General features: G+C 49.9%; 11 protein-coding genes. 10 read left to right on the top strand and 1 reads right to left on the bottom strand.

The features are described from left to right. Positions 1-131: 131 nt before the first annotated feature. Positions 132-590, bottom strand: a complete 459-nt coding sequence (locus C2U68_RS08305) for a TlpA disulfide reductase family protein (protein ID WP_140912022.1) — start codon at positions 588-590, stop codon at positions 132-134. 306 nt (positions 591-896) lie between these two features. Here C2U68_RS08305 and amoC point away from each other — a divergent pair, with 306 nt between their 5' ends. The 10 genes from amoC (at position 897) to tssA (ending at position 15,333) form a co-directional block, all read left to right on the top strand. Further along, positions 897-1,649, top strand: a complete 753-nt coding sequence (gene amoC / locus C2U68_RS08310; RefSeq protein WP_140912023.1) for a bacterial ammonia monooxygenase, subunit AmoC — start codon at positions 897-899, stop codon at positions 1,647-1,649. 116 nt (positions 1,650-1,765) lie between these two features. Beyond that, positions 1,766-2,515 carry a bacterial ammonia monooxygenase, subunit AmoA gene (amoA, locus tag C2U68_RS08315; protein WP_140912024.1) on the top strand — a complete coding sequence of 250 codons (750 nt, stop codon included), beginning with the start codon at positions 1,766-1,768 and terminating at the stop codon, positions 2,513-2,515. A gap of 87 nt (positions 2,516-2,602) precedes the next feature. Beyond that, the gene (amoB, locus tag C2U68_RS08320; protein ID WP_140912025.1) at positions 2,603-3,847 is read left to right on the top strand and encodes a bacterial ammonia monooxygenase, subunit AmoB; all 1,245 of its coding nucleotides are present in this window, start codon (positions 2,603-2,605) and stop codon (positions 3,845-3,847) included. A gap of 155 nt (positions 3,848-4,002) precedes the next feature. Beyond that, positions 4,003-4,401 (top strand): hypothetical protein, encoded by a 399-nt coding sequence (locus C2U68_RS08325; protein ID WP_140912026.1) that lies wholly within the window; start codon positions 4,003-4,005, stop codon positions 4,399-4,401. A 185-nt stretch (positions 4,402-4,586) separates the two neighbouring features. Continuing rightward, the gene (gene tagH, locus C2U68_RS08330; RefSeq protein ID WP_186289546.1) at positions 4,587-5,966 is read left to right on the top strand and encodes a type VI secretion system-associated FHA domain protein TagH; all 1,380 of its coding nucleotides are present in this window, start codon (positions 4,587-4,589) and stop codon (positions 5,964-5,966) included. 53 nt (positions 5,967-6,019) lie between these two features. Then, the gene (gene tssK, locus C2U68_RS08335) at positions 6,020-7,360 is read left to right on the top strand and encodes a type VI secretion system baseplate subunit TssK (protein ID WP_140912028.1); all 1,341 of its coding nucleotides are present in this window, start codon (positions 6,020-6,022) and stop codon (positions 7,358-7,360) included. Between the two features lie 6 nt (positions 7,361-7,366). Further along, entirely contained in the window at positions 7,367-8,689 is a 1,323-nt protein-coding gene (gene icmH / locus C2U68_RS08340; protein ID WP_140912029.1) for a type IVB secretion system protein IcmH/DotU, read from the top strand. A gap of 9 nt (positions 8,690-8,698) precedes the next feature. After that, on the top strand, positions 8,699-12,256 hold the full coding sequence (gene tssM, locus C2U68_RS08345) for a type VI secretion system membrane subunit TssM (protein ID WP_140912030.1): 3,558 nt from the start codon (positions 8,699-8,701) through the stop codon (positions 12,254-12,256). Beyond that, on the top strand, positions 12,253-13,785 hold the full coding sequence (gene tagF, locus C2U68_RS08350) for a type VI secretion system-associated protein TagF (protein WP_140912031.1): 1,533 nt from the start codon (positions 12,253-12,255) through the stop codon (positions 13,783-13,785). The genes tssM and tagF overlap by 4 nt, the downstream gene beginning before the upstream one ends. A gap of 513 nt (positions 13,786-14,298) precedes the next feature. Next, entirely contained in the window at positions 14,299-15,333 is a 1,035-nt protein-coding gene (tssA, locus tag C2U68_RS08355; RefSeq protein WP_140912032.1) for a type VI secretion system protein TssA, read from the top strand. The last annotated feature ends 23 nt before the right edge of the window (positions 15,334-15,356 follow it).

Here is a 15,356-nt window from a genome sequence, read left to right on the forward strand (position 1 = left end):
CTCAGACGGGCTTTTTTTTGCCTAGACTCTTCTCACAGCTGCGTGCGCCAGACAACCTGCAGTTGCGATGGCTCAATCCAGGTACGGGACACGTAAGGCTGCTAATCCGCCTAGAGAGTCGTTCAATTCGACTACATTGCGGCAATTCGTGCTCGCCAGTCAGCTAAATTGAATCGACCAGTCACCCGAGAAACGACATTCCTTTCCCGGTCAATCAAAAAACTGCTGGGCGTCAACGATACATCTCCAAAGGCCCTCGCATGGACTCCTTCGATATCCAAGGCTACTGCATACGGCAATTTCCGCATTTCGCTCAACTGCTTTACTCGGCTGGGAATGTCGTAAGGCATCGCTACCGCAATTATTTGCAAACCCTTGTGGGCGAATTGTTGGTGCAAAGCGATTAAATCCGGAATTTCTTCGATACAGGCCCGGCAGTCGGTCGCCCAAAATGTGATCAATACTGGCTGACCGCCCAATTCTCCGAGCACAATTCGCTCGCCACTTAGCGTGGTGAATACAGAATCGGGAGCTTTGGGGTTTAGACAATGCCTTCTATCGGGACGGGAGATAGCTACTACAAGAGCGATGGGCTATACGCCAAAGCACTAACGAGCAGTTTGCTCCAATGAATGCATATGAGTTGCTTTTTAAGCTGAAAGCGCCCCTGCGTTTATAAGGTGTACGCCGCAAAATAGTGTATTGAGAGCTAAGTTGAGGAGGCTATTTGTGTGGGTGCCGGAAAAAATTGAAATTGTCTTGACAACAATTTGCTAGGTGGTAGACTGCCTCGCACCTTGAGGGACGTGGGTGTCTTCGAAAGAAGTCTGGTAATAAGGAAAAACAAAGAACTCCCGATTTGATCGGGGATTTAGATAATCTTTTAGGAGGTAGAAATGGCTGCTACAACTGAATCAGTTAAGGCTGATGCTGCGGAAGCACCGCTTTTAAATCAAAAAAACCTGTGGGCAGGCGTTGCTCTGTACTTGGTTTTTTATTCATTCATTCGTTGGTATGAAGGTGTTTATGGCTGGTCCGCTGGTCTTGACTCTTTCGCGCCTGAGTTTGAAACATACTGGATGAACATGCTGTACATCGAGATCGTTATCGAAGTACTGTTGTTTGCTGGTATCAATGGCTATATCTGGAAAACTCGTGATCGCAAAGTAATGTCAATCACTCCACGTGAAGAATTGCGTCGTCACTTCACTCACTGGACTTGGTTGGTTTGCTACGGTTGGGCTATCTACTGGGGTGCTTCTTACTTCACCGAGCAAGACGGCACTTGGCACCAAACTATCGTTCGTGATACCGACTTTACTCCAAGTCATATCATCGAATTCTACCTGTCATACCCGATCTACATCATCACTGGTTCAGCTTCTTTTATGTATGCAAAAACAAGGCTGCCTACATACCATGAAGGTCTGCACCTGATGTACTTGGTTGCGGTTATTGGTCCTTTCATGATTCTGCCTAACGTAGGTTTGAATGAGTGGGGTCACACATTCTGGTTTATGGAAGAGTTGTTCGTTGCTCCATTGCACTACGGTTTCGTATTCTTTGGTTGGGCTGCTCTGGCTGTAATGGGTGTTGTGAACACCGAAGTAATGGCAATTGCAAAATTGCTGAAAAAAGATCTGGCTTAATAGCTTATCTTTAAAAAGTAAAATACTATCTCCTTTCCTGCCGCTGCTTTAGCTGGTGGCGGTAGGATAAAGAGAAGTGAAAAAAATATAATTTTAATTCTTTAGGAGGTAAGCTAATGAGCGCATCTCAATCAGCTGTACGTTCTCGTGCGGAAGCGGTTCAAGTTTCCCGTACGTTTGACTGGATGATTCTTTTTACACTGTTCACCGCGGTTCTGGGTGGCTATCACATTCACTACATGTTGACCGGTGGTGACTGGGACTTCTGGACCGACTGGAAAGATAGACGTCTGTGGGTTACTGTGGCTCCTATCGTTTCTATTACATTCCCTGCAGCTGTTCAAGCTTGCTTGTGGTGGAGATACCGTTTGCCAGTTGGCGCAACTCTTTCTGTTGTTGCTCTGATGGTAGGTGAGTGGATCAACCGTTACATGAACTTCTGGGGTTGGACTTACTTCCCAGTTAATATTTGCTTCCCATCTAACCTGCTGCCAGGCGCTATCGTTCTGGACGTGGTTCTGATGTTGGGCAACAGCATGACTCTGACCGCTGTAATCGGTGGTTTGGCATACGGTTTGTTGTTCTACCCAGGCAACTGGCCTGTTATCGCTCCGTTGCACGTTCCTGTTGAATACAACGGCATGATGATGACTTTGGCTGACTTGCAAGGTTACCACTACGTACGTACCGGTACACCTGAGTACATCCGTATGGTTGAGAAAGGTACATTAAGAACTTTCGGTAAAGACGTTGCTCCTGTATCAGCGTTCTTCTCCGGTTTCGTTTCTATCATCATCTACTTCTTGTGGCACTTCTTCGGTCGTTGGTTTGCTAAAACTGACTTCATCGCTGACGACGCTTCTTAATTTGAAGTAGTAAGAAAATGAACTTGGCGGCAATATGTCGCCGTCAAAAAGTCTTAATTTAATTTCTCTAGTAATAGAGGAGGAAATATGAAAATAATAAAAGACAAAGTTGCAAAACTGTCCTTTGTCGCACTGTTGGTTGCAATGGCAACAGCGATGTTCTACGCACCAGCAGCATCTGCTCATGGTGAAAAGTCACAGGCTGCGTTCATGCGTATGCGTACTATTCACTGGTTTGACCTGAACTGGTCAAAAGAAGAAGTGGCTGTCAACGATACAATGACAATTTCTGGTAAATTCCTGGTATTCGCAGGCTGGCCAGAAACTGTTGATAAACCAGAAGTTTCATTCTTGAACGTTGGTATCCCTGGTCCAGTATTTATTCGTGCTGGTTCTTGGATCGGTGGTCAACTGGTTCCTCGTTCAGTTTCTTTGGAACTCGGTGAAGTTTATGAGTTTAAAGTTCTGTTGAAAGCTCGTCGTCCTGGCGACTGGCACGTTCACTCAATGATGAACGTACAAGGCGGTGGTCCAATCATCGGTCCTGGTAAATGGGTAACTGTAACTGGTTCTATGAGCGAGTTCGTAAACCCAGTAACCACTTTGACTGGTCAAACCATCAACTTGGAAAACTACGCTCTGGATAACGTTTACTTCTGGCACGCTGTATGGTTCGCAATTGCGTTCGCATGGTTGCTGTTCTGGATCAAACGTCCTATCTTCGTTCCACGCCATATCGCTGTAAGCACTGGCAAAGCAGATTCTTTGATCTCAGCTGGTGACAAAAAAGTCGGTATGTTGTTTGCTGTTGGTACCATGGTAATCGTAGCGGCTTCTATGGCTTCTACTAATGAAAAATACCCTGTTACTACTCCGCTGCAAGCTGGTTTGTTGCGTGGTATGAAAACTTACCAAATGCCTGAGTCAACTGTTTCTGTAAAAGTTGATGATGCTACCTATCGTGTTCCTGGTCGTGCAATGCAAATGACCTTGACCGTTACAAACAATGGCGATTCTGCTATTCGTTTGGGTGAGTTCAACACTGCTGGCGTTCGCTTCTTGGATCCTGCTGTTCACGAAGACGACACCAACTATCCTGATGACTTGTTGGCCGAAGAAGGCTTGTCTGTTAGCGATAACAGCCCGCTGGCTCCAGGTGAAACCCGCACTATCGAAGTTACCGCTTCTGATGCTGCTTGGGAAGTTTACCGTCTGGCTGACTTGATCTATGACCCAGACAGCCGTTTTGCTGGCTTGTTGTTCTTCTGGGATGCAAACGGCAACCGTCAATTGGTAACTGTTGACGCTCCGCTGATCCCAACTTTCATCTAATATTTGAAAGTGTTCTAGGTTTGTAAAAACTTAGGATTGAAAAACAAACCCCCGCTATTGAAAGATAGCGGGGGTTTTTTTTGGAGTAAATTTCTGATAAAACACATAAATCAATGTTTTAATCGGAATGAATATTTGAGTTTAAGAGTACAGAGATGAAGAAAGTAATGTTAGTTTGTGCGTTATTTTTATTGGTGGGGTGTGCGGAAAAGGAAGAATATCAAAATGTGGTGTTGGAACAGATGAAAGGAGATAAAGATATTAATGACTACAAAATAGCGCCCGAAAAGATGACAAAATGCGTAGTCCAAACTTCATCGTCAAATATGCCGGGATTGTTTTTTTTGGATCCATTGCGTAGGCAAGCGTATAAAAACTATACAAAGATGTTGCAGCTCAATAAAGCTAGCGACCCCAAAAAAAGCCTAGATGAGTTAAGGCAAGAGTTTGGCGACGCAAAGAAGCTCTCGGAAGCGCATTCTAATTATGTAGAAAGTGTGGTTGATTGTATGTCCAATCTAGTTTCTTCTACAGAAGAAGCTCAAAACAAGTAGTGGCGTCTGTTCTAGAGCACTTATTCGGAAACCGCAAGATAGTCTGAGCGATAAGCTTAATTATTGATGGGATGTGATGTTGGAGAAATTAGCAAAAGCGAGTCGGGAGTTTTCTAAGCAAATGCATTTGCCAATTCTCTGCCTGATACTATATTAATATAATTGTCTGATATAGGAACTTGGTCGTGACGCTAAGATTAGTAGTGATCTCATATAAAGGTACTAGATTAACTGATAATGTAGTCGCCGAGTTTAATCAATCGGGTGGGGCAATAGGCAGGAAAAAAGAAAACACCTTGGTGTTAGGCGATCCGGAAAATTTTGTATCAGGTCGTCATGCCGAAATTTTGTATAACAATGGGCAATATCAATTAAAAGATATTAGTAAAAACGGTACGTATTTGGTTAATGCTAATGTCCAACTGAATGGCGAATCGATTACATTAAATGATAAAGAAGTTTTGCGAATAGGCGAATATGAGGTTTTAGTTGAAATAGACAGTGATCCTGCGGATATTTCAGCTATCGATTTTTCCGAGTTTGATAGGGGGCCTTTCTCTCAGGCTATCATGACGGAGGCGGGAACACCTTTTGGCACTGAATCGATTTCGGTCGGACTCGAGAATCTCTCGGAAGACACTGATAGACAATTTCCGCCGAGTCAAGCATTTCAAGACAGTTTTTCGGTGCCTAACGTCTTGATGGAAAATTCAGCACCGCCAGTTCAACCGGCTAAAGATATTGCCCAATTTCTGAAAGGGTTAGATGCGCTGGAGGATCCAAGACCTTTTGACATACCTGTTGTCAATGGTGCAGCAGCAATCGATAAGCGATTTACCGTTGAAAAATTCCCACAAGATGTATCCCCTCTATCGGGGATAGAGTTGAGCGAGCAGGCAGATCGAATAGCGCCTGAGTTACCGCAAGCGAGCAGTGTCTCTCGAGATAGGCAAGAGGAGGTTAGCAGTGTTAAAGCAAGCCATCCAGGCGTAATCGACAATAGCGAATTGCTCAAATGTTTTTTGCAAGGTGCGGGGATTAGCGACACAGATTTTTTGCAAGAATCGCAGCGCCGCCAAGCGATGATGTCGGCTGGCCAACTCTTCAGAAATTTGATTGAAGGCTTGATGGACGTTCTGCGGGCACGCGCAGAAATGAAAAGTGAATTTCGTGTTTCTGTAACGACAATCCGGTCAACTGAAAATAACCCGCTAAAATTCAATCCTGATGTAGAAAGCGTGCTTAAACTCATGCTATCGCCGAATAACCCGGCATTCATCTCCCCGGATGTCGCAGTAGCAGAAGCATTTAGAGATATCAAGTATCACCAGATGGCGATTACCGCGGGTATTCAAGCTTCTCTTGCCGAAATACTGAGAAGATTCGAACCGGATACCTTTGAGAAAACGTTGGGTGAAGGATTAGTGTTTCAGAAGAAGGCGAGATGTTGGGAGCTTTATTGCGAAAAATATCCGGAATTAAAGTCCTTGGCGGTCAATGAGTTTTTTGGGGATGAATTTGCTGACGCATACGAGAAGCAGATGAATTTGTTTAGCCGGCGCTGAGCTTCAGCCTGATTAAATTCCCATCTTAAGCCTATAACCGAGATCAACAGAGTATGTCTATCAACAATAAGATTGTTTGGACTGAAGGCATGTTCCTCCGGCCTCAACACTTTCAGCAACACGACCGTTATCTGGAAACACTGGTCGATGGACGTTGCCGTGGAATCAGAGCGCACGACTGGGGTTTTTCGACAATCGAGATTGACATTGCCCAATTGGCAATAGGTAAGATTTGCTTGAGCGAGGCGAGGGGTATCTTTCAAGACGGTACCCCATTTTACTTGCCACACGAAGATGAATTGCCATTACCTTTAGATGTCCCGCCAGGCACCAGTAATGAAATCGTTTACTTATCTTTGCCGTTGCAGCGACCTGATGGTGTTGAAGTCGATAGCGAGCAAAACCCAGATGGGTTAGCACGCTATCGTCTAAACCATCGGGACGTCAGAGACAATAACGCTGGATATGATGGACGTTATCCGGTCCAAATAGCGAGTATACGTCCGAAGTTGTTGTTGAGTTCGCAAGAGCGCTCCGGATATTTGTGTTTGGGGATTGCGAATATCGTCGAAGTACGGGCGGACAAAACCGTCGTGTTGGATGAAAAATATATCCCTGTGACGCTGCAATCTAAGGCTAGCCGTATCCTAGCGGGCTTTGTACGCGAGTTGCAGGGATTGCTGCATACTCGCGGTGAGGCGTTAGCAACCCGAGTGGCGGGTGCCTCACATGGTGCCGCTGTGGCCGAAGTAGCGGATTTCATGTTGTTGCAAACGATTAACCGCTACGAACCGTTACTCGAACATTTAGCAGCAGACAGCTCGGTGCATCCAGAAAGCCTATTTTCTCTGTGTTTACAGCTAATGGGCGATCTGGCGACTTTTTATCGTTCAAGCAAGAGACCGATCGCCATTCCGCCTTATCAACATGACGATTTGCGTTGCAATTTCATTCCATTAATCGACGAGTTGCGGCGTTTGCTGAGCATGGTATTGGAGCAAAACGCGATTCAAATACCGCTCACCAAACACAGTCAATCGGTTTATTACTCCGGCCGCCCAGATGTAAGACTACTGGAAAACGCGATCTATATACTCGCTGCCAATGCTCAAGTATCCTCGGAAATGCTGCGCATGCATTTCCCGCCCCAGGTTAAGATCGGTCCGGTTGAAGAGATAACGCAATTGGTCACCGCCGCATTGCCTGGAATTTCTATCCATCCACTGCCGGTTGCGCCGAGGCAATTGCCATACCACGCAGGATGTTCATATTTCGAGCTCGATAAACAAAGTCCTTATTGGAAAAAAATGGCCGAATCGGGCGGATTTGCTTTTCATATCGGCGGCAATTTTCCAGGTCTGGAACTGGAGTTTTGGGCAATTAAAAAAGGGTAGGCTGCAATGACGCAAAATGGTCCATTCGGTGATGACGACAAAACCGTGTTACGCCCGTCGCCGGGCGGGCGTATGCCTGACTCCGCCACGATCAGTCGGGCTGTACAAAAATCAGTAACCCCGCCACCTGCCAGTTTTCAAAATCTCCCGCCAATAAGCGCGTTGACGTTATCGGCATCCGCTTCGTTCTTGGATTTGGCTGCCGGCCTACTTTCGCTGGCCGCCAGATTAAAGACAATGGTCGCGTATTCGGCAATCGACGAATTAAAACAAAAACTCGCTAAGGAGCTCAGCGAATTCGAGAACCGCGCACTTGCCTCAGGTCTACAACAAGAGCAAGTGCGTATCGCCAGCTATGGCCTATGTAGCTTTCTCGACGAAATTATCCAGAACACCCCATGGGGATCACAAAGCAATTGGGGGCATCAAAGCTTGTTGATCGTGTTTCACAAGGAAGCCTGGGGGGGAGAGCGATTTTTTCAGATTCTCGATCAATTGGTAAGACAACCAGCACAAAATTTGGCTTTGATCGAGCTTTGTTATGTTTTATTGAGTTTCGGTTTCGAAGGCAAATACCGAATCATGGCTAACGGTATGAACGAGTTGGAAAAGCAACGGCTTGAACTATACCAATTGATCCAACGCGTTCGCGGAGACAGCCCGCCGGAATTGTCACCTCGCTGGCAAGGCCAGAAAACAGCAGTACAGCCGCTGCTAAACCGTATCCCTTTATGGGTGTTCGCAACCATAGCGGCCGGATTGGCCTTGCTGTGTTATTTGGGCTTTGTGTTCTTTATCAACGCCGCCTCAGATCCAACCTACAAAGAACTGCTCAAGTTGAGTAAGGAACCGATTTCGCTGGCTGCGGTGGAGTCTACTGCGCCGGCCGTCCCGGCGAGCCCATCGCCGATGCCAAACCGGGCGCAACGTTTTATTCCGCTATTGCACGACGAGATCGCCAGCAACATGGTAGAAGTAGTCGACGATAGCGTTATCCGTATCCGCAATTCATTTCCATCAGGTAGCGATCAGGTTAAACCCGAATTCATTCCGATGTTGAAAAAGATCGCTAAGGAACTCGAGAATCAGCAAGACTCGATACTCGTCACCGGGCATACAGATGATAAACCCATCGTGTCAGCCCGGTTTCCGTCCAATTGGCATTTGTCGACGGCGCGAGCCAAGAATGTATTGGCTATTTTGGTCGCTTCCGCTCAGTTGCGCGGAACCGCCCGGGCCGAGGGGCGCGCAGATGGAGAGCCGCTGGTGCCCAACGACAGCGCAGAACATCGCGCGCTTAACCGCCGTGTCGACATCCTGATTAAGTGAGAACTGCTCGTGGAACGGATATTCAATTTCTTCAAACGTAAATGGGTGTTGGAACTGATCGGCATACTGTTCCTATCGCTAATGATCTGGTTTATCGGGCCGCTGGTGGCAATTGCCGGTGTCGCGCCGTTGGAATCTGAATTGGCCAGAGGAATAACGATCGGGGTATTAGTATTTGTCTGGCTGATTTATCGGCTATTGGCCTACCGCTTCTCGCAACAACGCGACCATAAGCTGATGGCCGATTTGGCCGCAAAGGAGGGCAATGATAGTGCTAACGATACGGAAGCCGCCGCCACCGCAGAGTTGGATATCTTAGGCCGAGGTTTTGAACAAGCGTTAGCGTTGTTGAAAACTAGTGGGGGTAAGCAACAGCGAAGTACCCAATTTCTGTACGAAATGCCTTGGTATGCAATTATCGGTGCGCCGGGGTCGGGTAAAACGACAGCATTGATCAATTCCGGTTTGCACTTCCCGTTGGCCGAGCGTTTGGGTACGCATTCGGTGAAAGGCGTCAGCGGTACCCGCGATTGCGATTGGTGGTTTTCCGACGAAGCGATATTGCTGGATACCGCCGGCCGCTACACCACGCAAGACAGTCATAAAGAGGTGGATGCGTCCGCTTGGCAGGGTTTCCTGCTGTTGCTTAAAAAATACCGGCCGCGCCGGCCATTAAACGGCGTATTCGTCGCGGTCAGCGTCAGCGACTTGATGCAACAGTCGGAAGAAGAATTGCGGCAGCATGCGGCGGCGGTCAGGCGCCGGATCATGGAGTTGAACGACCGCTTGGGTGTTCAGTTACCGGTTTACGTGTTGTTTACCAAAGCCGACTTAATTGCAGGTTTTAACGACTTTTTCGCCAACTTGACCGAAGACGAACGCAGCCAAGTATGGGGCGAAACTTTCCTGCGTACCGAAATGGCCACCGACAATCCGGCCGAACACATCCAGCAATTCGGACGTGGTTACGACGAGTTGATTGAGCGACTGACTCAGCGGCGTCTGAAACGGATGCAGGAAGAACGTGATGTTCAGCGGCGAGCGGCCATTTTCGATTTCCCGCAGCAAATGATGCTGTTCAAAACCGTTGCTACCGATTTTTTGCAGGCTACGTTTTCCACCAATCGTTATGAAGAACCGTTTCTATTGCGCGGCGTGTACTTCAGCAGCGGCACCCAGGAAGGCACCCCTATCGACCGCATCATGTCGGCGCTGGCCGCCAGTTTTAGACTCGAACGCCAAGCAGTTCCTTTATTGAGCGGCCGCGGCAAAAGTTATTTTCTGACCAAATTGTTGAAACAGGTGGTGTTTCCGGAAGCGGACCTGGTCGGCACCGATCCGCGGGTGGAGCGCCGATATCGCCTGATGACGTTTGCCGCCTACGGCGCTACCTTTGCGTTTGTTGCAATCGCCACCATTGTTTGGTCAATCAGTTTTACCGCCAATAAAATGGCGATAGCCGACGTCGACAAACAAATCGAAGCCTACCGTGCCAGCAATATCGTCGCTCAAGACGCCCGGAGCGGATTTTTGGCCTTGTTGCCGAAGCTAAACGCACTGCAGGCGGCGGGCGATGTTTATCGCCAAGCCGGCTGGAGTACAGGTTTTGGATTGGATCAAGGCGACAAGATCGGCTCCGGTGTGGACATGGCCTACCAGCGCTTGTTGAGGGAGGGCTTTGCGGTACAGATCGTCCAGCGATTGCAACAACGCATGCAGAGCGACGAAGGTAGCAACCTGGATGTGTTATACCAGTTATTGCGAGTTTATCTGATGTTCGGCGAACCCCAACGGATGGACGTCAAGGTGGCTGAGCCCTGGATCAAGCTGGATTGGGAACAAATGTTCGCCACCGATCCGGAAACTCAAGCGAAATTGCAAACCCATTTGGATAATTTGCTGGCTTTGCCGTTGGATCCTGCCGCGATCGATAACAACTTTGTCGGCGCGGTTCGCAACAAACTGAGCCAAATACCGTTGGTCAATCAAGTCTACAGTCGCTTTAAAAGCGAGGCTTTGTTTGACCATAGCCACGATTTGATCGTTGCCGCCCAATTGGCGCCAAATGGCGGCCGGGTTTTCGTCGCGGCCAATGGCAAAGAGTTGGACTCAATCGTGGTACCCGGGGTGTTCACCGCTTATGGCTATACCGAGCTGTTTTTGAAAAAGGGTATGTCTTACGTCAAGGAAGCCAGCGAACAGAACTGGGTATTGGGTGTCGAAACCGGCAATTCCTTGACCGAAATCGACCGCTTGTACGGCGATTTCAAACGGTTGTATCTGGCCGATTATCAAAAAGCCTGGGATGGCGTCTTGGCCGCGGTCAAATTCCGGCCGCAAGCCGGGACCAGCCAGCTGGTCGACACACTGGATCTGTTGTCCAGACCGGACTCGCCGTTGAAATTGTTGCTGGAGTTGGTCGAAAAAAATACTTCACTGAGCAAACTCTCGGCAGACTTGGCCGACAGCCTGAGCAAAGCCGCCGGCGCTGTCGCGGTGCCGGAGGCCGCTACCCAGAAATTGTTGGCGATGGCCAAACAGAACGAGCAAGGCATCGATCCGGTTAAAGCGTTAGAAGCTTATTTCGAGCCGTTTAACGCGCAAGTGCGCGGCGGTGCCGACCGTCCGGCGCCGATCGCTTCGGCGCTCTCCAGTATTAAAAATCTGCATGACTATTTGATGCAAATCGGTTCGGCCAGCAATGCCGGCGGCCAGGCCCTATCAACCGAAGCGGCCAAAGCCGCAGGCGGCGGCATTGATCCGCTGCAGGCGGCGAAGATGGAATTCGCCCGCTTACCGGGGCCTATTGCGGCCTCTTTAAACGCCTTGACCGCTACTGGCGGTCAACAAATCAAGAGCGGTGCAAAAAACCAGCTCAACGAAATGTTGAAAACCGCCGTATCAATTCCCTGTAAGGCTGCCTTGTCCGGCCGCTATCCATTTGCGAAAAATACGCCTCAGGATGTGTTGTTGGCCGATTTTGGCAAGGTGTTTGCCGCGAACGGTATCGTCGACCAGTTTTTCAATGCCAATTTGAAACCTTTCGTCGATATTGCTGCTGTGCAGTGGCAAGAACTTAAATCCGATAACGCTCTGGGCTTGGCCCCGGCCAGCATTCGCCAATTCCAGATTGCCGCCAAAATCCGCGATGCGTTTTTCCCGGCTGGCGGTGCCGTGCCGCAAGTCCAGTTTGAATTGAAGCCGCTGTCCTTAGACGACCGGGTCGGGACTTTCCGGCTGAATGTCGAAGGCCAGGAATTGGTCTATCGCCACGGGCCGGAACAGCTGACTAAATTTCAATGGCCGGGAACCAATAACAGCGCCGGAGTGCGAGTGGTATTCGAAACCCTGGACGGCAAACAAGTTAGCCGTGCCAAAGACGGGGCCTGGGCGCTGTTTCGTATGTTCGATGAATTCAACATAGAGCCTACAGGCCTGCCTGATCGCTTCAATCTGACCGTGCAAGTAGAAGGCCTCAGCGCCCGTTTCGAATTGCACGCCGCGAGCGTAAACAATCCGTTCGGCATTAGCGAATACCAAAGCTTCCGCTGCCCGGAGGCCTTGTGACGAATGTCGAACCGGCAACAGTCGGTTTTTTCGGCAAAGTTCCTAGCTTGGGCGATTTTGTTAGCCGGCGTTTGCCCCGCCAATTCATCGAGCCCTGGGACCAATGGTTGCAATCGTCGTTGCGCGCCAGTCAGGATTCGCTGGGCGACAAGTGGCTATCGTCGTTTTTGGTCAGTCCTTTGTGGCGCTTCGCCCTCGGCCCCGGAGTTTGCGGCAACACTGCCTGGGCTGGCGTGATGATGCCCAGTGTCGACCGGGTCGGACGCTATTACCCGTTGACTTTGGCGCAGCCGGTGCCGAGCGACGCCGTGATGGGTTTGTTCCTGCCGGAGACGGATTGGTTCGCGCAATTGGAGGATGTGGCGCTGTCAGTTTTGGGCGAGTCTTTCGATTTGGAGGCATTCGACGCAGCGGTATCAAGTATTTCCTGGAACCGGCACGGTCCGGCCCATTATTTTCAAGGCAATTCTGATGCGGATTTCCGCCAACCCCAAGGTAAGTGGGCCGTTGGCTTCGAAATGCGTGATTTATCGCAAAGCGGGTTGGCGTATCCGTACTTGAGCCAAGCCTTGATGGCGAGGTTTTTAACGTGCTACAGCGTGTGGTCTTCGGCCGGCACCCAGGCCGGCCCTGCCAATCTGTTGTGTTGCGAAGGTTTGCCGCCCATCGAGACTTATGCCGATTTTTTAAAAGGCATCCCGCAAACCACGCGCTCCTGGCAATTACACAGCCATAAACAAACTTTGGAATCTCGTCAGATCGATCCGGCGGTCGTGACAAAGACCGAAATGGCCGCCGAATCGCCGCCGGCTACGCCGAGCTGGTCTTCCCATGGTGTAAGCGTGGTTGGCAATAAGCGCAAACACAACGAGGATGCGATGCTGAATTGCCCTGCGCAAGGGTTATGGGTCGTTGCCGATGGTATGGGAGGACACCAGTCAGGTGACTTGGCCAGCCGGCTGGTGGTTGACAGTCTATCGGCCATGGCGCCCACTGAGAGTTTAGACGGGCAAATTGAAGCGGCATTAGCGCGTTTGCAAAAGATCAACGAAGATCTACGCCGTTTTGCCTCCGGCCTGCAGCAGGGCGACATCATCGGTACCACGGTTGTGGCGCTTCTGGCCTGCGCGGCCGAATGCGCCGCGATTTGGGCGGGGGATAGCCGGCTGTACCAACTGCGGGGAGGGCGATTCCGGCAACTGACCCGCGATCACACGCTATTAGACGAATTGATGGATTCAGGCTTGATGACTCGGGAAGTGGCCGAGCAGCAGGTTGGAGCGAATGTGATTACCCGTGCCGTGGGCGGACAGCAGGATCTGGTTTTGGATGTGCTGAGATTCCGGGCCGAGGCGGGCGACCGTTACTTACTGTGTAGCGACGGCTTGGACAAAGAATTGAGTGAAGCCGAAATCGCCGCTTCGCTGGCGCTCGGCGATTGTCGCGAAGCCACTGATAGTCTGATCGATCAGGCCTTGGCGCGCAGCGGTAGGGACAATATCACGGTTGTTGTCGCCCAGTTCGGCTGAAAGACCTGTCCCAGACTTTTACCCACGCCAAGCGGCTGGCCGGTGTTGGCCGTTAGTCCCCACCTCAATTTACCAAATCCCGTATCGGGTACGACATATCGTGCCAACTGTGCGTTTAGACTTGATCGCCTGGCAGGTCCCGACTTTATGCGCTATTTCAATAATTATTATCTTTCAACCGCTTAGCTTTTGGTGGCCGATAAGCCGGCTTGGTTGGCATATTAATTGTGACAGTTCCTATCGTTGAGCGTCGATTGCTCAATTCGATTGAGCGATGAATCCGGCAAGCACGTTTATTTCGATTTTCGGCACGCGTCGTAAAAGCGGCTACACTGGAAGCGCCGCAATCTGGGTAGAGCATGCCGGGAATTATGTTCGGCGACGTAAATTTGTAACCCTGATGGGTTAATAATCAGTTGCGCCATGGCCGCATTTTCGGATCGCAACGCTAGTTGCGGCTCGGCTGCCTTGTTTGCCGCTGGTGCTGGATTTTACCGATTTGGAGAATAGAACATGGCCGATTTATCAGGCTTGTTAAACGAAATAAGCCCGGATAACCCCTGCGGCGACAACTTGGAATATGACGCCGCCCGGATTGCGTTGGACACCGATATTCAAGGCACGCCGGAAAATCAGTTTACCGGCGAAAAAGCGATGCCGCCCAACTGGCGCGATATCCAAAAACAAACCCTGGCATTGTTGGAGAGATCCAGAGATCTGCAGGTGATTTTGTACTTGATCAGAGCGTTGATTCCGTTGGAAGGCTTGACCGGTTTTCGCGACGGGCTCGGTCTGTTGCAGGAGTCGGTGAATCGGTATTGGGATAGCATTCACCCGCAACTCGACCCGGACGACGGCCTGGATCCGACGTTGCGGATCAATATCATCGAAGAGTTAGTGAATTTCGATTGGATCATCCGGCCCTTAAGTTTGACGCCGCTGGTCGAATCCAAAGCCGTAGGCCGTTTCTGTTCACGCGACATTCAGTATGCGACCGATAAGTTGGAGCCGCCGGAAGGCGTTGCCAAACCCGATATCAACGCCATCAAGGCCGCATTTTTGGATGTGGACGGTGAGGAATTGGGCGCAACGTTCCGGGCGATCGGCGAGAGTATTGCCAGCGTGGCGCAGTTAGAGAATTTTGTCAGCGAAAAAGTAGGTGTTGGCCAGGGCGCCAATTTGTCGGCGCTCCGATCCTTGCTTAAAGAAATCAGTTACCAGTTCGACCAACTCGCCGGCAGCCGACTGGAAAGCGAAGCCGAAAGCACCGAACAGAATGCCGAGCAAGACGAAGTCGGCGCAACCGGTGGCAGCGCCCCGGCTAAAGTCAAACAAGTGTCCGGGGCGATAGAGTCGCGTGCGGATGTCGTTCGGACGTTAGACTTGCTCTGCAAATATTACGCCGACTACGAGCCTTCTAGCCCGGTGCCTATTTTGTTGCAACGTGCCAAGTATCTTGCTACCGCGGATTTCCTCAGCATAGTCAATAACCTGATGCCGGATGCGCTGTCGCAAATTGATCTAATCAAAGGTCCCGATCTGAACTAAAGTGTTACTGTTGTTTACTATTT

It is taken from the genome of Methylomonas koyamae (assembly GCF_006483455.1).
Taxonomy (GTDB): domain Bacteria; phylum Pseudomonadota; class Gammaproteobacteria; order Methylococcales; family Methylomonadaceae; genus Methylomonas; species Methylomonas koyamae_B.

Excerpts from the sequence above, each read along its gene's own strand:
- amoB (WP_140912025.1), top strand. The coding sequence starts at position 2,603 with ATGAAAATAATAAAAGACAAAGTTGCAAAACTGTCCTTTGTCGCACTG.
- tssA (WP_140912032.1), top strand. The coding sequence starts at position 14,299 with ATGGCCGATTTATCAGGCTTGTTAAACGAAATAAGCCCGGATAACCCC.
- amoA (WP_140912024.1), top strand. The coding sequence starts at position 1,766 with ATGAGCGCATCTCAATCAGCTGTACGTTCTCGTGCGGAAGCGGTTCAA.
- C2U68_RS08325 (WP_140912026.1), top strand. The coding sequence starts at position 4,003 with ATGAAGAAAGTAATGTTAGTTTGTGCGTTATTTTTATTGGTGGGGTGT.
- icmH (WP_140912029.1), top strand. The coding sequence starts at position 7,367 with ATGACGCAAAATGGTCCATTCGGTGATGACGACAAAACCGTGTTACGC.
- tssK (WP_140912028.1), top strand. The coding sequence starts at position 6,020 with ATGTCTATCAACAATAAGATTGTTTGGACTGAAGGCATGTTCCTCCGG.
- amoC (WP_140912023.1), top strand. The coding sequence starts at position 897 with ATGGCTGCTACAACTGAATCAGTTAAGGCTGATGCTGCGGAAGCACCG.